Origin of the sequence: Pseudidiomarina indica (assembly GCF_900104245.1) — a bacterium.
Lineage (GTDB): Bacteria > Pseudomonadota > Gammaproteobacteria > Enterobacterales > Alteromonadaceae > Pseudidiomarina > Pseudidiomarina indica.
Genome location: NZ_FMXN01000001.1, coordinates 67374 through 88671, shown reverse-complemented (window position 1 = coordinate 88671; position 21298 = coordinate 67374). Strand labels below are relative to the sequence as shown.

The 21298-nt window shown below is 49.5% G+C and carries 19 protein-coding genes; 7 read left to right on the top strand and 12 right to left on the bottom strand.

The genetic code is table 11. From position 1 onward, the window contains the following. Positions 1-24 precede the first annotated feature (24 nt). The 3 genes from metG to msrB are packed head-to-tail and all read left to right on the top strand — an operon-like array spanning position 25 to position 2883. On the top strand, positions 25-2052 hold the full coding sequence (metG, locus tag BLP64_RS00385) for a methionine--tRNA ligase (protein WP_092590596.1): 2028 nt from the start codon (positions 25-27) through the stop codon (positions 2050-2052). Positions 2053-2063: 11 nt separating this feature from the next. Next, the gene (locus tag BLP64_RS00380; protein WP_176754867.1) at positions 2064-2435 is read left to right on the top strand and encodes a histidine triad nucleotide-binding protein; all 372 of its coding nucleotides are present in this window, start codon (positions 2064-2066) and stop codon (positions 2433-2435) included. 4 nt (positions 2436-2439) lie between these two features. Next, positions 2440-2883, top strand: coding sequence for a peptide-methionine (R)-S-oxide reductase MsrB (msrB, locus tag BLP64_RS00375; RefSeq protein ID WP_092590592.1), 444 nt, complete (start codon positions 2440-2442; stop codon positions 2881-2883). A gap of 20 nt (positions 2884-2903) precedes the next feature. On the opposite strand, the gene ggt is transcribed toward msrB, so the two are convergent. Next, the gene (ggt, locus tag BLP64_RS00370) at positions 2904-4661 is read right to left on the bottom strand and encodes a gamma-glutamyltransferase (protein ID WP_092590590.1); all 1758 of its coding nucleotides are present in this window, start codon (positions 4659-4661) and stop codon (positions 2904-2906) included. Positions 4662-4774: 113 nt separating this feature from the next. On the opposite strand from ggt, the gene rrtA reads away from it, so the two are divergent. Beyond that, positions 4775-5401, top strand: coding sequence for a rhombosortase (gene rrtA / locus BLP64_RS00365; protein ID WP_176754866.1), 627 nt, complete (start codon positions 4775-4777; stop codon positions 5399-5401). Here the strand turns inward: rrtA and BLP64_RS00360 are convergent. The 11 genes from BLP64_RS00360 to gyrA all read right to left on the bottom strand — a co-directional run bounded on the left by BLP64_RS00360 (position 5398) and on the right by gyrA (position 17164). Beyond that, positions 5398-5700: a ComEA family DNA-binding protein gene (locus BLP64_RS00360; RefSeq protein ID WP_176754865.1), complete on the bottom strand. Its 303-nt coding sequence runs from the start codon at positions 5698-5700 to the stop codon at positions 5398-5400. The two genes, rrtA and BLP64_RS00360, sit on opposite strands and share 4 nt — an antisense overlap. A gap of 137 nt (positions 5701-5837) precedes the next feature. Beyond that, positions 5838-6536 (bottom strand): orotidine-5'-phosphate decarboxylase, encoded by a 699-nt coding sequence (gene pyrF / locus BLP64_RS00355; protein WP_092590584.1) that lies wholly within the window; start codon positions 6534-6536, stop codon positions 5838-5840. Next, a complete protein-coding gene (lapB, locus tag BLP64_RS00350; RefSeq protein WP_092590582.1) occupies positions 6537-7694 on the bottom strand; it encodes a lipopolysaccharide assembly protein LapB in 1158 nt (385 codons plus the stop codon). Then, a complete protein-coding gene (locus tag BLP64_RS00345; protein ID WP_092590580.1) occupies positions 7694-7990 on the bottom strand; it encodes a lipopolysaccharide assembly protein LapA domain-containing protein in 297 nt (98 codons plus the stop codon). Before BLP64_RS00345 ends, lapB begins: the two co-directional genes overlap by 1 nt. Before the next feature lie 40 nt (positions 7991-8030). After that, positions 8031-8315 carry an integration host factor subunit beta gene (ihfB, locus tag BLP64_RS00340; protein ID WP_092590578.1) on the bottom strand — a complete coding sequence of 95 codons (285 nt, stop codon included), beginning with the start codon at positions 8313-8315 and terminating at the stop codon, positions 8031-8033. Positions 8316-8366: 51 nt separating this feature from the next. Beyond that, positions 8367-10043, bottom strand: coding sequence for a 30S ribosomal protein S1 (rpsA, locus tag BLP64_RS00335; protein WP_092590576.1), 1677 nt, complete (start codon positions 10041-10043; stop codon positions 8367-8369). A gap of 115 nt (positions 10044-10158) precedes the next feature. After that, positions 10159-10860 carry a (d)CMP kinase gene (cmk, locus tag BLP64_RS00330; protein WP_092590574.1) on the bottom strand — a complete coding sequence of 234 codons (702 nt, stop codon included), beginning with the start codon at positions 10858-10860 and terminating at the stop codon, positions 10159-10161. Positions 10861-10947: 87 nt separating this feature from the next. After that, positions 10948-12258 (bottom strand): 3-phosphoshikimate 1-carboxyvinyltransferase, encoded by a 1311-nt coding sequence (gene aroA, locus BLP64_RS00325; protein WP_233340064.1) that lies wholly within the window; start codon positions 12256-12258, stop codon positions 10948-10950. 21 nt (positions 12259-12279) lie between these two features. Further along, positions 12280-13380, bottom strand: a complete 1101-nt coding sequence (gene hisC / locus BLP64_RS00320; protein ID WP_092590572.1) for a histidinol-phosphate transaminase — start codon at positions 13378-13380, stop codon at positions 12280-12282. A gap of 42 nt (positions 13381-13422) precedes the next feature. Beyond that, on the bottom strand, positions 13423-14505 hold the full coding sequence (serC, locus tag BLP64_RS00315) for a 3-phosphoserine/phosphohydroxythreonine transaminase (protein ID WP_092590570.1): 1083 nt from the start codon (positions 14503-14505) through the stop codon (positions 13423-13425). A 4-nt stretch (positions 14506-14509) separates the two neighbouring features. Then, entirely contained in the window at positions 14510-17164 is a 2655-nt protein-coding gene (gyrA, locus tag BLP64_RS00310) for a DNA topoisomerase (ATP-hydrolyzing) subunit A (protein WP_092591104.1), read from the bottom strand. A 142-nt stretch (positions 17165-17306) separates the two neighbouring features. Here gyrA and ubiG point away from each other — a divergent pair, with 142 nt between their 5' ends. From ubiG to nrdA, 3 genes are all read left to right on the top strand, one after another. Beyond that, positions 17307-18017: a bifunctional 2-polyprenyl-6-hydroxyphenol methylase/3-demethylubiquinol 3-O-methyltransferase UbiG gene (gene ubiG / locus BLP64_RS00305; protein ID WP_092590568.1), complete on the top strand. Its 711-nt coding sequence runs from the start codon at positions 17307-17309 to the stop codon at positions 18015-18017. After that, positions 17996-18667 carry an HAD family hydrolase gene (locus BLP64_RS00300; protein ID WP_092590566.1) on the top strand — a complete coding sequence of 224 codons (672 nt, stop codon included), beginning with the start codon at positions 17996-17998 and terminating at the stop codon, positions 18665-18667. The genes ubiG and BLP64_RS00300 overlap by 22 nt, the downstream gene beginning before the upstream one ends. Positions 18668-18927: 260 nt before the next feature. Next, on the top strand, positions 18928-21267 hold the full coding sequence (gene nrdA / locus BLP64_RS00295; protein ID WP_092590564.1) for a class 1a ribonucleoside-diphosphate reductase subunit alpha: 2340 nt from the start codon (positions 18928-18930) through the stop codon (positions 21265-21267). Positions 21268-21298 lie beyond the last annotated feature (31 nt).

The window sequence follows — 21298 nt, the reverse complement described above, 5'->3', positions numbered from 1 at the left end:
AACGTTGAATGAATGGAACCTTACATGCCAACAGCAACTCGTAAAATACTGGTCACTAATGCGCTTCCCTACGCCAATGGCCCGATCCACATTGGCCATATGTTGGGATATATCCAAGCGGATATATGGGTTCGCTTTCAAAAATTCCGTGGTCATGAATGCCACTATGTTTGTGCTGATGACGCACATGGTACGCCTATTATGCTCAAAGCGCAGCAATTAGGCATTGAGCCAGAACAGTTAATTGCAGAAGTCAAACAAGCACACCAAGCGGATTTTGCTGACTTCCATATTGAATTTGATAATTACCACTCCACGCACAGTGACGAGAACCGTGAATTATCAGAGCTGATTTATGGTCGCTTGCGTGAGCAAGGTTACATTCATACCAAAACCATTGAACAACTCTATGATCCGCAAAAACAAATGTTTTTGCCAGACCGCTTTGTCAAAGGTGATTGCCCTAAATGTGGAGCAACCGAGCAATACGGTGACAACTGTGACGTCTGTGGTGCCACCTATTCACCGACGGAGTTACTCAATCCGAAATCAGCCGTTTCTGGTGCAACGCCGGAATTGCGCCAGTCGGAACATTACTTTTTCGATTTGCCCGCCTTTGAGTCCATGCTGAAAGAATGGACGCGCTCAGGTTCCTTGCAAGAAGAAATGGCCAACAAACTCAATGAATGGTTTGAGTCTGGCCTCCAAATGTGGGATATCAGCCGTGATGCGCCCTATTTTGGCTTCGAGATTCCCGATGCCCCGGGTAAGTACTTCTATGTTTGGCTCGATGCTCCTATTGGTTACATGAGTAGCTTCAAGCACTACTGCGATACCACCCAAAAAGCCAACTTTGACCAGTACTGGCAGCTCGATAGCGACGCTGAGCTGTATCACTTTATTGGCAAAGATATTATCTATTTCCACAGCCTCTTTTGGCCGGCCATGTTAAAGGGCGCAAATTTCCGCCAGCCGACCAACGTGTGGGCGCACGGTTTCATTACCGTGAACGGCACCAAAATGTCGAAGTCGAAAGGCACTTTCATTATGGCGCGCACCTATCTTGATCATTTAGATCCGGATTATTTGCGCTATTATTTTGCGGCCAAGCTCACCAGTCGTATCGATGATTTAGATTTGAACTTAACCGACTTCGCCCAACGCGTGAACGCGGACTTAGTCGGGAAAGTGGTGAATATTGCAAGCCGCTGTGCCAGCTTTATTAGCAAGAAATTTGACGGCAAATTAGCCGCCGAAATTCATGACCATTCCCTGCTGAATGAATTCCAAGCAGCCGCAGAGCCTATCGCCGATGCTTTTGAGAAACGTGAATTTGCCAAAGCCATGCGAGAAGTTATGGCCTTAGCTGACAAAGCCAATTTCTACATTGCCGAGAAAGAGCCTTGGCAACTTATTAAAGATCCTGCTAGGGCAGCAGAAGTTCATGAAATCTGCTCTATCGGCATCAACCTGTTCCGCTTGCTGATGATTTATCTGACTCCGGTGGTGCCAACTTTGGCTCAGCGCGTGCAAGAGTTCCTGAATGAAGAATTCCAGTGGGAGAGTCATCAATCAATTTTAACGAACCACACAGTTCGTCCGTTTAATGCATTATTACAACGTATTGATATGGAAAAAGTAAACGCAATGATTGAAGATTCAAAGCAACAAAATGAAGCACCGGTAAGTACCGGTAACGGTGAATTAGAACGGGATCCAATCAGCCCAGAAATCCAGTTTGATGACTTTGCCAAAGTGGATTTGCGGGTCGCTCTGATCGCCAACGCTGAACATGTGGAAGGGGCCGATAAGCTGCTGAAGCTCACCCTTGATTTAGGAGGCGAAACCCGCACTGTGTTTGCCGGCATCAAATCAGCCTATTCCCCAGAAAAATTGATTGGCCAACACACCGTCATGGTCGCCAACTTAGCACCACGGAAAATGCGCTTCGGCTTATCTGAAGGCATGGTGTTAGCGGCTGGTCCTGGTGGTGAAGAGCTCTATATTCTGAATCCGCATGAGGGGGCACAGCCTGGCATGCGAATCAAATAACGGAGGAAATTATGAGCGCAACGATATTTGACAAAATTATTGCCAAAGAAATACCCGCTGACATTGTCTATGAAGATGAATTAAGCCTAGCGTTTAAAGACATTAACCCGCAGGCCCCGTTTCATGTTCTGATCATCCCGAAGCGGCGCATTGCAACCATTAACGACATTCAAGAAGAGGATCGTGAAGTGGTTGGGCATCTCTATGTCGTTGCCGCTCGGTTGGCCCAACAATTTGGTTTCGCCAGTGATGGCTATCGGGTGGTGATGAATTGCAACCAAGATGGTGGCCAAACCGTCTACCACCTGCATCTGCACATGCTTGCTGGGGTGACCATGGGCTGGCCGCCGTTTGCCAACCATCAGCCAAAATCAGCTGGGTAAGCCCATGAGTAAATTTCAAAAGCCTAGCCCCGAAGAACTGAAACAGCGGCTCACCGACATGCAATATCATGTCACCCAAGAAGATGGCACCGAACCACCGTTTCAGAACGCCTATTGGAACGAAACGCGCCCGGGTATCTACGTGGACATTGTGAGTGGTGAACCCTTATATTCGTCGGCCGACAAGTTCGCTTCCAGCTGCGGCTGGCCCAGCTTTACCAAAGCCATTGACGATGAGCTACTCACCACCCGTAAAGATCTGAAGTTCGGGATGATTCGAACCGAAATTCGAAGTGCGACTGCCGACTCTCATTTAGGCCATGTGTTCGACGATGGCCCTCTTCCATTAGGCACTCGTCATTGTGTCAACTCAGCCGCCGTGGAGTTTATTCCATTGGAAGAAATGGCCGAGCGCGGCTACAGCGACTGGATTAAATACGTTAAATAAGTCCCTGTAGCCATGCAGGTTTAGTGTGCGGGGTCGCCAATTACTTGGCCTTCCCGCCGCGGATCTGCCCCGCCAAACAACCGACCATCCGGTAAAATTGTGATCCCATGCAAGCCACTATTAAGGTCTTGAATGCGAATCTCATGCCCACGCTGCCGTAAATCATCCGCCAATGCTTCTAATGTTGTGCCCTGCTCCAACGCCGTCACTCCATTCAGGTTAGTCACATGAGGCAAGTCAATCGCCGCTTGCATGTCCAAGTCCCAATCCAATAAAGCAATAATGGTTTGCGCCACATAGTTGATGATCCGCGCGCCACCGGGCGACCCTAAGGCATGAATGGGCTGCCCTTGATCATTGAAAATCATCACCGGAGCCATGGAACTGCGTGGCCGCTTTCCGGGCTCCACCCGATTCGCTACCGGCACCCCATCCACTTCAGGCACCAGCGAAAAGTCGGTTAATTGGTTATTCAGTAAAAAGCCCCCGACCATCACCGCCGAGCCAAAGCCCATTTCGATACTGGACGTCATGGCAAAAATATTTCCCTCACCATCCACAATCGAAAAATGTGTGGTGCTTGGTAATTCTGGCGTGACTCCGTCAGCATAGGCATAGGCCGCAAACTCACCCGCCGTTGCACGCCCCATATCCTGTTCGCTAATAAGTGCTGCCCGACGTTTTAAGTAGTCCCGATCCAGCATCTCTGCCACCGGCACATCGGTAAATGCAGGGTCGCCAATATAGCGGTCGCGATCCGCAAACGCCAACCGCGATGCCTGAGTGAAGTAATGAATGGCTGCGGCTGAGTTAACGTCTAACTCTGCCATTGGAAAGTGTTCTAACATTCCGAGCATTTGCAAAATAGTGATACCACCAGAACTTGGCGGTGGCATGCCACAAACATCATATACTCGGTATTCAACGCAGACGGGGGCGCGAACAATGGCCTCATAATTGGCGAGATCCGCTGCTTGCAAACGCCCTGGATGAAGCTGAGACTGCTGCACCGCCTGGGCTATCAGCTCAGCCAATTCCCCGTGATAAAACGCATCAGCGCCTCCTTTCGCAATGAGCCTTAGGGTGTGGGCCAGTTCAGGGTTTCGCTTGATGGTACCGGCTTGTAACGGTTTCCCGTCAGGATAAAAGTACTCTTTGCCCGGTGACAGCTCTAATAACCCTGGGCTCATTTCAATTTCCAACAAGCGTTGTAGCCGAGGGGAGACCACAAAACCTTGCTCGGCTTTCGTGATCGTTGTGGTAAATAACTCTTCCCATGGCAACTTCCCCCACCGCTGCTGGGCAAGCTCTAAGCCACGCAACGCACCAGGCGTTCCCACCGAGCGACCGCCCGTGACTGCCGCCATAAAATGTTGCGGTGGCTGGCCATTCTCATCAAGAAATAAATCTGGTGTCGCAGCTTGTGGGGCAGTTTCACGTGCATCAATGGTGTACAACTGCTTAGTCGCCGCATCCCAGTACAAAATGAAGCCCCCGCCCCCAATTCCTGAAGATTGGGGCTCGGTGAGTGTTAACATGGCTTGGACCGCTACCGCCGCATCTGCCGCACTGCCTCCTTGTGCTAAAATTTCTGCCCCTGCTTGCGCAGCAGCTGGCGTTGCCGCTGAGACCATATAGTGATGGGCGAATACACCGGTTTTCTGGGTCAGCCCCGTGGCGGCTTCAGGATCGTAATTGAGCGGGCTGGCCGGTGGCGTTGAGGGCGCACTGTGGCATGCCGTTAGCGTAAATAGCACTGCTAGAATAGAATAACGCATAAGTCACTGTCCTTACCTTCTAGGGATTCAGCATGAGAAGGGTTTGCACCCTTTTCCCCGAATCTCTATCATACGGCCACCGCTTCAGGAGAACAATCAGCAAAAGGTCCACCATGTTCGAGCGAATCCAAGTACTCATCACGGCATTATTACTTGCAGCCATCGTCATTTGGCTCCAGTTTTATCAGTTAGAAACTCAGTCATTGCTGGATCAATTTGATTTTGACGCGGCGGTACTCTGGGCTGAACCCTGGCGGATATTCAGCGCTCATTTGTTCCATCTTGATACCCAACATGCCATTAGCAATGCCATTGGGGTTCTCTTACCCACCGTATTTTTTTTACGACACTTTACCGTCCGAACCTGGCTCAATGCTTTCATCATCATTGCGGCTAGTACCAGCATCATTATCTGGCTCTGGGGCGCTCCCAGCCGTTTTGTTGGCTTGTCTGGGGTTATTCATGGCTTGTTTGTCACGGGGCTATTACTGGACTGGGGCAGTCACCAATACCATCGTTCACAATGGCTGCTCCCAACGGTACTGGCCTTATTGGTGGTTAAAGTCGTGTTGGAAATTGCCGGTTTAATGCAGAGCAGTTTGCTGCTTAATGCTGGCGCTGACTTTGGCTATATTCATGCAGCGGGAATTCTGGGCGGATTAATTGCGTGGCGCTTACACCGTCGGTATCTGGCTTCAATTGCCAAGCAATCGAAGCCAGCACAGCGTTCACCTCACTAAAGCACAATTCGTTCTTTGTTGAGTTCAATCACCCGCGGCCCAATTCCTTTCACTTGCATCAATTGATGGATATCAGTGAACTGCCCCAGTTCATCACGTAACTTAATGATATCTTGGGCCCGTTTTAGACCAACTCCGGTTAAACCTTGCGCCAATTGCTCGGCATCGGCGGTATTGATGTTCACCGTTGCCAGCTGTTGCGCAATCACCCCGGCCACCAACGGTGATGCCTGAGCGGGGTTCATCGCTAACAACAAAGCGAGGCCAAGACTCGCAGCAAGCGTTGTCATCCGTAACATAAACTCCTTCCTCCTTAAGCTCATCAACCTATGCATTGGGTTGACCTGTTAGTTGCCTGTAGCCCACCGCTATATCGCGGTGAGCTACCTTAAAAGTTTAGGAAGGAATGGTGTTGAATACGAATAAATAGCTCGGATTAAGCCATCAGTGATTGCTTAATTTCCAGTAATGCCGCGACCGGGTCAGCGGCTTGGGTAATCGGTCGGCCAATCACTAATACTTCGATACCAAGGGCCGCCGCTTCAGGTGGCGTCATAATGCGCCGCTGGTCGCCTTGTGCCGCTCCGGCTGGGCGAATGCCAGGCGTTACCCGCAAGAAACCTGCACCACATTGCTGTGCAATAGCGGCTGCTTCCTGGGCTGAACAGACCACCCCATCTAAGCCCGCAGTTTGCGCGAGTTTAGCAAGTTCAAGCACGTGAGTTGCTGGTGCCGCCGTAATGCCGACTTCTGCCAAGTCCTCTGCGGTCATGCTGGTCAATACCGTCACCGCAATCACATAGGGGCGCTGTTTGACATCGGCCACCGCCGCAACGGCCGCCTCCAACATTCGGCGTCCGCCACTTGCATGTACGTTCACCATCCAGACACCGAGTTCCGCCGCCGCCCGCACGGCGTTGTGCACCGTGGTTGGAATATCATGAAATTTCAGGTCTAAAAACACCTTAAACCCACGCGCGACCAACTCTCGCACAAAATCAGGTCCCGCACTGGTAAATAACTCTTTACCGACTTTTAAGGCACAGTGCTGCGGTTCCAGTTGATCGATAAGTGGCCACGCTGAGGCGGCATCGGGGTAATCTAAAGCAATACAAATGATGGGCTGCTGACTCATTTATTCTCCGTCTAAACCGATGATGGGCTTGATATCACCCCATGTCCGACACGAGGGACACTGCCAATACAAGGTACTCCCAGAAAATCCACAGTTACGACAACGATACTTCGGCCGTTGTTGAATTTGTTGTTGCACCATTCGTTGCAACATTTTCAAACTATCGCGTGCTTTCCCCATATCCGCGGTGCGGATATGAAAGTCCATTAACTTATGGAAACCTCGCATGGTCGGGTTTTCCAGCAAAGTGGCTTGAATAAACTGTTCTGCCGCTTCTAGTCCATTCTCATGGGCAATCATTTCCGACAGCATCATGGCAGCCGTGGTGGATTTTGCTTCTTTGACTCCTCGTTGTAGGAACCAAATAAGCCCGCCTAAATCATCCATTTCTTCATAACAGGCCTTAATTAACGGCAAGGCTTCACTTAAGAATTCTGGATCATCTTCAAGGATGCCAATTAAGATAGCTTGAGCCTTCCGATAAGCGCCTTGATTATACCACATCCGCCCTAATGCCAATGCGGCTCGAACACAATGGGGATCGTATTTACGAGCTTTTAAATAGAACTTTTCTGCTTGTTCCGACTCGTTTTGGAGTTCCGCCAATTCACAATATAGCTGCGCCACCACTACGCCCACCGAGGCATCATAGCGGAGTAGTTTCAGCGCAACGCGAATGGCTTTATCCCACTCGTGAGTCGACTCATAAAGTTCTACTAAGTGGCGTAAACAGGCTTCGCTGAATTGTTTGTCTTGCTGCAATGCCAGCAGCATTTCTTCGGCCCGGTCATAAATGCCTGCCGCAAGATAATCCAACCCCAGTTCGAACATGGCTTGGCGCCGCTCGTGGTCCGAAATGGTGGGTCGTGAGGTAAGGTTTTGATGGATTTTGATGGCCCGTTCTAATTCACCGCGTCGGCGAAACAGCTTTCCTAAGGCCCAATGGGTTTCTAAGGTGTCAGAGTCGACATCAAGGAGTTCAATAAAGAGATCAACCGCTTTGTCAGGCTGATCAGAAAGCAAAAGATGTAAGCCAGTCACATATTGGCGAGAGAATTGCTCATGCTCTTTCCGATTCTCATTGCGTACACTATTCCGCCCCATGAACCAGCCATAGGCAGCGGCAACAGGTAGCAATAGAAACAATAGCTCTAACATTAACTCGCGCTCTTAGCCTTCGCCCACTGTTTTTTTAATTGCCGGACTTCGCGGCGAGCGACCCAATAAGCCCCGAACATGCTGAGCAAACCAATAATAAAACCTAAAATAAGAAAGGCCACGGCGACGGTTGCCAAATTGAGTTGTTGCTGCAGGATAATAAAATCCACCGCCACCACCTGCTTATTCAGCGCGCCAAAAGCTAACGCAATAAAGAATAAGATAAGTAGCGGAAGACCTATAAAAATGAATCGGATCATAACCTTTCCTGTTTGGCGCTCATAAAAAAACGGCATGCTTAATATAGCATGCCGTTTTTATTATCTCGACGTTAAATTATCCGATATTGTTGACCCGCTCGCGCAGTTCTTTTCCTGGTTTAAAGTGAGGCACGTATTTCGCGTCCAATTGAACTTTTTCACCAGTTTTCGGATTACGCCCTTCGCGTGGAGCCCGATAGTGCAGAGAGAAACTGCCGAAGCCACGTATCTCAATACGTCCACCAGCGGCCATTTGTTGGGCCATCTGTTCGATAATTTCCTTCACTGCCTCTTCTACTTGACGCGAAGACAGCTCTGGGTACGACTTCGTCAACTGGTTAATCAGTTCCGATTTTGTCATCACATTGCTCCTTGTTTATGCGTCAATGCATCAAGCCCACGTTTAGTCGAATTACTCGTCGTTTTTAGCCGCTTTGAAAGCTTCAGCCATTGCGTTAGTGAAGTCAGCTTCGTCTTGCTGCTTATTCACTGACTCAATCGCTTCTTTCTCTTCAACTTCGTCTTTAGCACGAATTGACAGGCTTAAGGTACGGTTTTTACGGTCTACGCCCATGAAACGAGCTTCAACTTCGTCGCCTACTTTCAATTCAGTGCTCGCGTCTTCAACGCGGTCACGTGAAATGTCGGCAGCACGAATGTAACCTTCAACGCTATCAGCTAACTCAACTTTAGCACCCTTGGCATCGACTTCGATTACCTTGCCTTTAACAATAGCACCTTTTTTATTCGCTGCTAGGTAATTGTTAAACGGATCTTCTTCAAGTTGCTTGATACCTAAAGAAATACGCTCACGCTCTGCGTCAACTTGCAGAACGACTGCTGTTACTTCTTCGCCTTTTTTGAAGTCACGTACCGCTTCTTCGCCAGTTGCGTTCCAGCTGATATCTGACAAATGAACCAGACCGTCAATACCACCATCTAAACCGATGAAGATACCGAAATCAGTGATTGACTTGATTTTGCCAGAAACTTTGTCGCCTTTGTTGAAGTTTTTCGCAAACTCTTCCCATGGGTTTGGTTTACACTGCTTCAGACCCAGAGAAATACGACGACGCTCTTCATCAATTTCAAGCACCATCACTTCAACAACGTCGTCTAAGTTCACAACTTTAGATGGGTGAACGTTTTTGTTTGTCCAATCCATTTCAGAAACGTGAACTAAGCCTTCAACGCCTTCTTCGATCTCAACGAAACAGCCGTAGTCTGTTAAGTTGGTCACACGACCCGTCAAGCGGTGGCCTTCTGGGTAACGTGCAGCGATATCTGCCCATGGATCTGCGCCTAATTGCTTCAGACCTAAAGACACACGCGTACGCTCACGATCGAACTTCAATACTTTAACGTTAATTTCATCACCAACGTTCACTACTTCGCTTGGGTGCTTCACACGCTTCCAAGCCATGTCAGTGATGTGCAGCAAGCCGTCAACACCGCCTAAGTCTACGAATGCGCCGTAGTCAGTTAAGTTCTTAACGATACCCTTAACTTCTTGGCCTTCTTGTAGGTTCTCAAGCAGTTCATCACGCTCTGCACTGTTCTCAGTTTCAATCACTGCACGACGTGAAACAACAACGTTGTTGCGCTTCTGGTCAAGCTTGATAACTTTGAACTCTAATTCTTTGTTTTCTAAGTGTGTGGTTTCACGCACTGGACGAACGTCTACCAATGAACCTGGTAAGAACGCACGAACACCACCTAAATCAACTGTGAAGCCGCCTTTCACTTTACCGCTAATTAAACCGATAACAGTTTCTTGGTCTTCGTAAGCTTTTTCTAGTACTAACCAAGCCTCGTAGCGCTTCGCTTTCTCGCGTGACAGAATGGTTTCACCAAATCCGTCTTCAACCGCGTCTAAAGCCACATCAATTTCGTCACCTACTTGAACTTCCAACTCGCCGTCAGCGTTACGGAATTGTTCAACAGGGATAGCACTTTCAGACTTCAGGCCGGCATCAACAAGAACAACATCACGGTTGATGGCTACGATGGTTCCTTTAACGATAGAACCTGGACGGGTTTCAACCTCTTTGAGGCTTTCTTCAAACAGTTGTGCAAAATTTTCGATCATAAAGTTTAACTACTATAAGTTAAGTACGTCCACCAAGCAGTCCCGATTGGCGGGGTTGTTAAAGTTAATCTGTGAGCTTTCCTTGCTACAGACCCCGAAGCCGGCCCCTTGTTAATTAGGTGCCTGTCTCAGTTTGTGTCAGTCTACCGTGGGCAAACTGCAAAATTTGATCCATGACTTGCTCGACACTTAAATCTGTCGAATCAATGTAAAGTGCACCTTCTGCCGCCCGCAAAGGAGCAACAGAGCGATTCGTGTCACGTTCATCACGCTCACGAATCTCGGTGATTAATTGGTCAATTTTAGCATCGATTCCGTTTTCCTGCAATTGCTTAAAGCGACGTTCGGCACGTTCTTCAGCACTGGCCGTTAAGAAAATTTTGGCCGCAGCATCCGGGAACACCACGGTTCCCATATCGCGCCCATCGGCCACCAATCCTGGCAGTTCTTTAAAGGCACGTTGGCGGCGTAGCAACGCTTCCCGAACTCGCGGTAAAGCAGCTACTTTAGACGCCATGTTCGCTACTTCTTGGGTGCGAATGGCCATGGTCACATCTTCGCCTTCTAAAATAATGTGCGTTAGCGCTGGGTTTTCTTCCACATCAAATTTGACATCCAGAGTCCCTGCTAAGGCTGCTAAACTTTCTTCGTCATCCGCAGCAAAGCCATGGTGAATTGCAGCTAATGCCAACACGCGATAAATCGCTCCGCTGTCCAACAGATGCCAGCCTAACTGCTCGGCTAACAAGCGACAAACAGTTCCCTTACCGGCACCACTAGGTCCGTCGATGGTAATCACTGGAATGTTTTTATTCATGGGGTCCCCTACCAAGAATGAGCGCCGCAATTATACGTTTTTAGTAAAAAATTGCATCTCAATTTGGTTAAGGATAGGTGAATAAGCTTACTCAGCTGCGGTTAAACGCAGTAATTCGTCGAAGAATGTCGGATAGGTTTTAGCACAGCACAACGGATCACGAATGGTCACTCCAGCGTTGCTGAAACCCAACAAGGCAAAGCACATTGCCATGCGGTGGTCATGATAGGTATCAATCACGCCATGACGAAGCTCGGCGGGGGGCGTAATATGAATGCTACTGGCAGTTTCTTCGACTTGCGCCCCCACTTTGCGCAACTCAGTGGCCATTGCCGCCAAGCGGTCGGTTTCTTTAATCCGCCAGTTGGCAACGTTACGAATGTGCGTGGTGCCAGTCGCGAACAAGCCTAAAGTGGCCATGGTCATGGCGGCATCGGGAATGGCATTATAGTCGGCATCGAGAGCGTACAAGGCCGCCCCTTCCACTTCAATGTATTCGTCATGGATAGTAACCTTGGCGCCCATCTGTGCCACGCAATCGGCAAAGGCCACATCCCCTTGAATACTTAACCGTCCCACACCACGAATCGTGAGCGGTCCGCCCGCAATGGCAGCGGCAGCCAACCAATAGGATGCAGCACTGGCATCCCCTTCCACCCAATAGTGACCTGGGCTTTGATAACGTTGGCCTCCAGCGATCAGGAATTGATGGTCGTTTTGCACGATAATATCAATGCCAAAGCGGGCTAACATGGCCAAGGTCAATTCAATGTATGGACGCGATACCACTTCCCCAACTAACCGTAGGACGGAATCTTGTGGCAATAATGGTAGGGCCATGAGTAACGCAGAGATATATTGGCTTGATGCGGAGCCATCAATAGTAAAGGTGCCGCCTTGTAACCCAGCGGCGATACGAACCGGTGGATAGCCCCACTGAGACGAACATTGAAGTGGCGCGCCGCCCTGCACTAAGGCATCAACCAATGCCGCAACGGGACGTTCTTGCATACGAGCGTCGCCGGTTAAGGTGATTCGAGCGTCGGCCTGCCACGTGGCACTCAATACCGCCAACAACGGCCGCATCGCCGTTCCGGCATTGCCTAAATCAAGTTCTGCCGGCTGCTGCGGCCAATGTCCGCCACAGCCATGCACATGCACGGTGGTGCTGGTCGCCGACTCAACTTCTAACCGAACCCCGAGCGCTTGCAATGCTTCGATCATGCGGTCGGTGTCATCGCTACGTAGAACGTTAGTGAGCGTGGTTCGTTGCCCTTGGTCACACAACGCAGCCATTAGCAACGCGCGGTTCGCAATGCTTTTAGAGCCAGGCAAAATCACTTCTCCCTGGCATTGGCGTAGGTTTTTTAAGGTAATTTCAGCCCACTCGGTATTCACACTGCCACCTTCTTGTCAGGGTTACAACAGCGCTGACATCGCATCGATAAAGGCTTGGTTCTCATGTTTCAAACCAATACTAACGCGTAAATGCCGCGGTAATTCATAGCCCGCAACCGGCCGAACAATGACGCCAGCTTGCAGCAGCTGCTGATAGATTTTTGCCGCGTTATCGCCCACTTCAATGGTTAAAAAGTTGCCATGGGACGGAATATAAGGCAGCCCTTTGCTCTCACAAAACTCTACCAGTTGCGCCATCCCTAATTGGTTCAAGCGAATGGATTCCGCCAAATACTCGACATCATCCAACGCCACTTCGGCAGCTTTCAAACTCAAGCTATTCATATTAAACGGCTGTCGTACCCGGTTCATATAATCGGCAACATCCGCATGAGTCACCGCATAACCCGCTCGTAACCCCGCTAACCCGTAGGCTTTCGAGAACGTGCGACACACCACTAAATTCGGGAACTCCGCAATCCATTGAATGGAAGGGGCACGCTCGGCTTCGTCCACGTATTCATAATAGGCTTCATCCAACACCACCAGCACATTGGCTGGCACTTGCTGTAAGAATTCATACAGCTCGCTGGCCGTTAAAAAGGTGCCTGTTGGGTTGTTGGGGTTGGCAATAAAGATCATCCGCGTGCGCGGCGTGATGGCTTGCAGCATGGCCGGCAAATCATGCCCATAATTTTTTGCTGGTACGGCCACACCGGTTGCGCCAATGGCTTGCGTGACCAAAGGGTAAACTACGAATGCGTGCTGCGCAAAAATTACTTCATGATCGGCGCTGACGTAGGTGCGCGCGACCAGTTCCAACACATCATTGGAGCCATTACCCAAGGTGATTTGATTCGCTGCCACCTGATGCTTGGCTGCTAATTTTGATTTTAAATAGAAGCCGTTGGCATCAGGATAACGAGCTAACCCGGCCAGCGTCTCTTGCAAGGCCGCTTTCACTTGGCGACTCAAGCCTAATGGATTTTCGTTGGACGCCAGTTTAATGATATTTTTGATGCCCAGCTCCCGCTCAACTTCTTCAATGGGTTTGCCCGCTTGATAAGGGCTTAAGGTACGAACACCTGGGTTCGCTAAATCAACTGCTTTAAATGAACTCATGATGACCTACTTGTTGTTCTGGATAATTATTATTTTTTATGGTTAGGCGTTTCGCTCAAACTCACGCATAAACTCGATCAAGGCATCAATGCCAGCCATCGGCATCGCGTTGTAGATACTAGCTCGCATCCCGCCCACAAAACGATGCCCTTTCAGGCCCAGCAACCCCGCAGCTTCGGCTTGCGCCAAAAATGCATCATTCAGTGCTTCATCAGCCAACAAAAACGGTACGTTCATCATGGAACGATATGCTGGATGAACGGGATTACGGTAAAACGATGATTGATCAATATAATCGTATAACTTCGCAGCTTTGGCCTGGTTGAGACGGCCCATAGCGGCAACCCCACCCTGACGTTTTAGCCATTGAAAGACCAACCCAGCCAAGTACCAAGCAAAGGTATTGGGCGTGTTATACATGGAGTTTTCAGCGGCTTGCACCGTGTAATCCATGATGGTGGAGGTATTCCCTTGGGCTCGACCTAATAAATCATCACGCACAATCGCTATCGCAAATCCCGATGGCCCAATATTTTTTTGAGCACCAGCGTAAATCACGCCAAAGCGGCTCACATCGAGGGGCTCCGATAAGATATTAGAGGACATATCTGCGACGATGGGAACGTTCACATCCGGTACACCGTGCAGTGCAATCCCATCCACAGTTTCATTGGGACAATAGTGAAAATAAGCGGCTTGAGGCGAAAGCTGCCAATCGTTGACCGCAGCAATGGCTTTCCCTTGTTCGGTGGTTACCGCACCCGCCACCACATTGACGTGCTTGACGTACTTTTTCGCCTCACGAATGGCAAATTCCGACCAAATGCCACTGTCAAGATAATCAACCGTGTCTTCTGGACCGGCGATATTTTGCGGCACAGCGGTAAACTGTCCGCGCCCACCACCGTGCATAAACAACACTCGGTAATTTTCTGGAATGGCCATCAGCTCACGCAAATCTTGCTCGGCTTGCTCCGCCATTCGTACAAACACCGGGTCCCGATGACTAATTTCCATCACGGAAATGCCCAATTGGTTCCAATTGAGGAATTCCTCTTGGGCTTGTTGCATGACCTCTGCCGGCAACATGGCCGGCCCCGCAGAAAAATTAAACGGGGCACTCATGGCGTTATTCCTCGCTATCGTCGTCAACCACATCCTCATCCGCTTCATCATCAAGCGGCTCGTGGTTGTCGTCACCTTCGACGGGCTCGTTGAGCAACACATCGGTTTCGTCGTCTTCATCAACCTCATCAATGCGTTGCATGCCAACCACGTGCTCGTCCTCACCGGTACGAATTAACCGTACCCCTTGGGTATTTCGACCCACAACGGAGACTTCGCTAACACGGGTACGAACCAGTGTTCCTTTGTCACTAATCAGCATGATTTGGTTGGCGTCGAGAACTTCCATGGCACCGACCACGGCACCATTACGCTCGCTCACTTTAATCGAAACCACACCTTTGGTTGCACGGCTCTTCGCTGGATAATCAACAATCGGCGTGCGTTTTCCGAAACCATTTTCAGTCACGGTCAAAATGCATGGCATTTCATCGGTTTCGCTACCACGCGGTACCACCAATGACACCACTTGCTGGCCTTCATCCAAACGAATACCACGGACACCAGTGGCCGTCCGCCCCATGGAACGAACTTGTTCTTGGCTGAAGCGCACCACTTTACCAGCATCAGAGAACAACATGATCTCGTCGCCTTCGGTGGTCACATCCACCCCAATCAGTTCATCGCCATCATTTAAGTTCAGCGCAATAATCCCGCCATTACGTGGCCGTGAATAAGCCTCCATTGGCGTTTTCTTGACCACGCCTTGACGGGTTGCCATAAACACGTATTTATCTTCTGGATAATCACGGGTTGGCAAAATAGCAGTAATCCGCTCGCCTTCTTCCAGCGGCAGCAAGTTCACAATCGGGCGTCCACGTGAAGTACGGGTTGCTAACGGCAACTGGTACACCTTCATCCAGTAGATACGGCCACGGGTTGAGAAACAGAGAATGGTATCGTGCGTGTTGGCCACCCATAACCGTTCAATGAAGTCTTCATCCTTCATGCGGGTCGCAGATTTTCCTTTGCCCCCACGACGCTGAGCTTCATACTCGGTCAGCGGCTGATACTTCACGTAGCCGTGGTGTGACAGGGTCACCACCACGTCTTCTTCATTGATCAAGTCTTCCATGCTGATATCGTGAGCAGCTGCGGTAATTTCCGTCCGCCGCGCATCGCCATATTCAGCTTTCACTTGCTCAAGCTCTTCACGAATGACTTCCATCAACCGCTCAGAACTATTCAAAATATGCAGTAATTCTTCAATTTGTTGCAGAAGATTTTTGTACTCATCCAAAATCTTCTCATGCTCAAGGCCAGTCAGGCGATGCAAACGCAAGTCAAGAATGGCTTGGGCTTGTTCTTCAGTCAGGTAATATTGACCGTCGCGAATTCCAAATTCGGCACTTAAATGCTCTGGCCGCGCAGCGTCAACACCCGCGCGTTCCAGCATGGCAGCAACATTGCCCAGCACCCAGGCGCGACCCAATAAGGCCTGCTTGGCTTCCGCGGCTGTTTGTGAACGACGAATCAATTCAATCACATCGTCAATATTCGCTAACGCAATGGCCAAACCTTCTAGGATATGAGCGCGTTCACGCGCTTTGCGCAATTCAAACACCGAGCGGCGGGTAACCACTTCACGACGGTGCAGAATAAAGCATTCCAGCATGTCACGTAAGTTGAACAAGCGCGGCTGGTTTTTATCCAATGCCACCATGTTGATGCCAAACACCACTTGCATTTGAGTGTTCGCATACAAATGGTTCAACACTACTTCTGCAACTTCGCCACGTTTCAGCTCAATCACAATACGCATGCCGTCTTTGTCAGACTCATCGCGTAGACCGCTGATGCCTTCCAAACGCTTTTCCTTCACCAACTCGGCAATTTTTTCAATCAGTCGAGCTTTGTTTACCTGGTAAGGAATTTCAGTCACGATAATGGCTTCGCGACCACTGCTATCGGTTTCAATGTCGGCTTTGGCACGTAAGTGAATACGGCCCCGGCCGGTTTTGTAGGCTTCAATAATGCCTGCACGGCCTGAAATACTGGCTGCAGTTGGGAAGTCAGGCCCTGGGATGTACTCCATTAACTCTTCCAGCTCAATGGCTGGGTTATCAATCATGGCTAAACAGCCATTGACGACTTCAGTTAAGTTATGCGGAGGAATATTGGTCGCCATACCGACTGCAATCCCGGATGAACCGTTCACCAATAAGTTGGGAACCCGAGTCGGTAAGACTTCTGGAATTTGTTCTGTGCCGTCGTAGTTAGGAACAAAGTCGACGGTTTCCTTTTCTAGATCTGACAGCAATTCGCCAGCAATTTTCGCCATCCGAATTTCGGTATAACGCATGGCTGCTGCAGAGTCCCCGTCAACGGAACCAAAGTTACCTTGGCCATCAACAAGCATATAGCGCAATGAAAACGGCTGGGCCATACGGACAATCGTGTCGTAGACCGCGATATCACCATGAGGGTGATACTTACCAATCACGTCACCTACAATCCGCGCTGATTTCTTGTATGGCTTGTTGTAATCGTTACGTAATTCGTTCATCGCAAACAATACGCGGCGATGAACAGGTTTGAGCCCATCACGTACGTCCGGTAATGCACGCCCGACAATTACGCTCATGGCGTAATCGAGGTATGAACTCTTCAGTTCATCTTCAATATTTACCGGAACGACTTCTCTAGCGAGATCACTCATCATCGTTATATCCCTAAAAGCTCTGGTCTTCTTTATTATCGTCTAATAGCGCATTGTACCCGTAGCAGGCCACTCTCGCATCTTTTTTTATCTTGTGAGGTTGAGTACACTGTACCGACTTTTTGGCCGTAGCAGAAGCCCTATGACTTATAAATCGAATGTAGATCCTGTTGAAATTGAGAAATTTAGTGTCATCGCATCCCGTTGGTGGGATCCGCAAGGTGAGTTTAAACCCCTGCACTTAATCAACCCGTTACGACTCGATTATATCGCCCAACAATGTGACGGTGTGTTCGGTAAAGTTGCCCTTGATATCGGCTGTGGTGGCGGTTTGGTCAGCGAAGGCTTAGCCCAGGCTGGTGCTCAGGTAACCGGCATTGATTTAGCCGAGCAAGCCCTGCAAGTTGCCCGCTTACACGCCCTCGAAAGCCAGCTGACGATTGACTATCAGCTGATTGCTGCCGAGCAGTTTGCGGCGGCCCATCCGGCGCAGTTTGATTTGGTCACCTGCTTAGAAATGCTTGAGCATGTGCCTGACCCAAACGCCATTGTACAAGCCGCAGCGGATGCCGTGAAACCCGGTGGTTATGTCTTTTTCTCGACGCTGAACCGCAACATTAAATCATGGTTACTGGGGATTGTGGCTGCTGAGTACGTGCTGGGCTGGGTTCCCAAAGGTACCCATCAACACCAAAAGTTTATCCAACCGGCCGAATTATTACGGATGACCGATGCGGCTGGGCTTGAGCCATTTGCAATGACAGGTATTCATTACTTGCCTTGGCGTGGTTTCTACCTTGATTCCAACAACGTGGATGTCAACTATATCGTATGTTTACGCAAACCAGCTTAACCCCACCTCGTGCCGTTCTGTTCGATCTGGACGGCACCTTATTGGATACCGCCCCCGACTTAGGTGCGGCACTGAATGCTGTGCTGCGGGCGGAACAACGTCCTGAAGTGACCGCAAAAGAATACACCCCGCTGGCGTCCCATGGTTCGGTGCGCTTATTAAAGCACGCTTTCGGTGAAGAGTTTGACGCGCGCCAAGAAGAACTGCGCCGCGCATTTTTAACCGCGTACTCCACGGCGATTGCGAAACATACGCGGCTGTTCGATGGCGTATCTCACTTGCTCAACAAGCTGGTCGAACAACAGATTGCGGTGGCCATTGTCACCAACAAGCCCAGCGCGCTGACCAACCAATTGCTGCCCTACTTCCCACAACTGGCGGCCATTGAGGTGGTGGTTAGTGGCGATACCCTGGCGGTGGCGAAACCACATCCTGAACCTCTCCTCTTCGCCGCTGAGCAACTCGCGATTCCAGCGCAACAGTGCTGGTATGTGGGCGATGCACAACGCGATATTGAAGCCGGTCAACGCGCTCAAATGACCACCGTGTTAGCCGCCTATGGGTATCTCAGTGAGGACGACCAACCGGCACAATGGGGAGCTGACAAGCACATTCACCACCCCCTCGAATTACTTCAACTCTGGTCATAGGCTGACGGTTTATTTTTTTAGCGACCGCAAATTTCTATGACTCACAGCTGATAAGCGTTACAGCGAAAGCAAGTACTTTTTTGTCATAAAACTACCCTACCTTTTACATAATTGGGCTTGATCATAGGGCGATAACTGCTAGGATACTGATAAATGCAGCACCCCAAGATATTGTGTGAAAATTACACGAACAACCCCAAGTCCCACCATATCTTGTGGCTCTCTACAGAATAATTAACGACAGAATATGGATGTGCCTCATGAATCAACAGCTCTTCGTCACCAAACGCAGCGGTCAACGCGAACCTCTCGATTTAGACAAAATCCATCGTGTGATCAGCTGGGCCGCTGAAGGCCTGAATAATGTTTCGGTCTCTCAAGTCGAAATTAAATCTCGCATTCAGTTTTATGATGGCATTAAAACTGAAGATATTCATGAAACCATCATTAAAGCAGCGGCCGATCTCATTTCTGAAGAAGCACCCGACTACCAATATTTGGCAGCTCGGCTTGCCATCTTCCATTTACGTAAATTAGCCTACGGCCAGTTTGAAGCACCTCACTTGTACGACCAAGTTACCAAGATGGTTGAAGCGGGCCGTTATGACCGTCATTTGCTCACGGATTACACCCGTGAAGAATTCGAGCAAATGAACGCCTTTATTGATCACGGGCGCGATTTAAACTTCTCCTACGCTGCCGTGAAACAATTAGAAGGGAAATACCTGGTGCAAAACCGGGTGACCGGTGAAATTTACGAAAGCGCGCAGTTCCTGTATGTACTTGTGGCTGCCTGCTTGTTTGCGAACTACCCCAAAGAAACTCGGATGGATTACATCCAGCGTTTCTATGATGCCGCGTCACTGTTTAAAATTTCTTTGCCGACGCCCATCATGGCTGGTGTTCGGACACCCACCCGACAGTTCAGCTCCTGTGTGTTAATTGAAACCGATGACAGCCTCGACTCTATTAACGCCACGGCCAGTGCCATTGTGAAGTATGTCTCACAACGTGCAGGGATTGGGATCAACGCCGGCCGTATTCGCGCCTTAGGCAGCCCAATTCGCGGTGGTGAAGCATTCCATACAGGCTGTATTCCGTTTTATAAGTATTTCCAAACAGCGGTGAAAAGCTGTTCACAAGGCGGTGTGCGCGGTGGTGCAGCAACCTTGTTCTACCCTATTTGGCACTTAGAAGTAGAAAGCTTATTAGTGCTGAAAAATAACCGTGGGGTGGAAGAAAACCGTGTCCGTCATTTGGATTACGGTGTGCAATTTAACCGCTTAATGTACCAGCGCTTAATCAAAGACGATTACATCACCCTATTCAGCCCATCGGATGTTCCTGGCTTATACGATGCATTCTTTGCTGATCAAGACACCTTTGAGCGCTTGTACACCCAATACGAGGCGGATGAGAGTATTCGTAAAAAACGTATCCGTGCTATCGAACTATTTAGCTTATTCATGCAAGAGCGTGCGAGCACCGGCCGAATTTACTTACAAAACGTGGACCACTGTAACACCCACAGTCCATTTGACCCGGCCGTTGCCCCAATTCGTCAAAGCAACTTGTGCTTAGAAATCGCCTTGCCTACCAAGCCGTTATCACACGTGAACGATGAAGAAGGTGAAATTGCGCTGTGTACCTTATCAGCCTTTAACCTTGGCGCCATTGATTCACTGGATGAGCTTGAAGAACTTGCGAATCTAGCGGTGCGTGCCTTAGATAGCTTACTGGATTACCAAGAATACCCAGTGCCAGCTGCCTACAATGCAACCATGGGCCGCCGTACGTTAGGTATTGGTGTGATCAACTACGCCTACTATTTGGCAAAAAATGGGGTACGTTACTCCGATGGGTCGGCCAATGCCCTCACCCACCGTACCTTTGAAGCCATTCAGTACTACTTAATGAAGGCGTCCATGAACTTGGCCAAAGAGCTCGGTGCCTGTCCGAAGTTTAACGAAACCACCTATGCGAAAGGCATCATGCCCATTGATACCTACAAGCGCGATGTTGACGCTGTTTGTAGCGAGCCATTGCAGCTTGATTGGGACGCCTTACGTGAGGATGTTAAAAAATACGGCATGCGGAACTCGACCCTGTCGGCATTAATGCCTTCAGAAACGTCGTCGCAAATTTCGAACGCCACCAACGGCATCGAACCGCCGCGGGGCCACATTAGTGTTAAAGCTTCTAAAGATGGCATTACCAAGCAAGTGGTGCCTGAGTACGAGCGCTTAAAAGACGCTTATGAATTGCTCTGGCAAATTCCGAATAACAAAGGGTACTTGCAGTTGGTTGGGATCATGCAAAAGTTTGTTGACCAAACCATTTCTGCGAACACCAACTACGACCCAAGTAAATTCGAGGGTGGTAAAGTTCCCATGACGCAGCTGTTACAAGACTTGTTGTATGCGTACAAACTGGGTGTGAAAACCTTGTACTACCACAATACCCGCGATGGAGCATCGGATAACCAAGTCGATCTTCGCGATAAAGCTGATGCCAAAACACAAGCTGAAGAAAACCAACAAGCCACAGTTGCTGTCATTGAAGAAGATGATGACTGTGCCGGCGGTGCTTGTAAAATTTAATGTGATTGGCAGGAATGGAGGTGCGCTAACT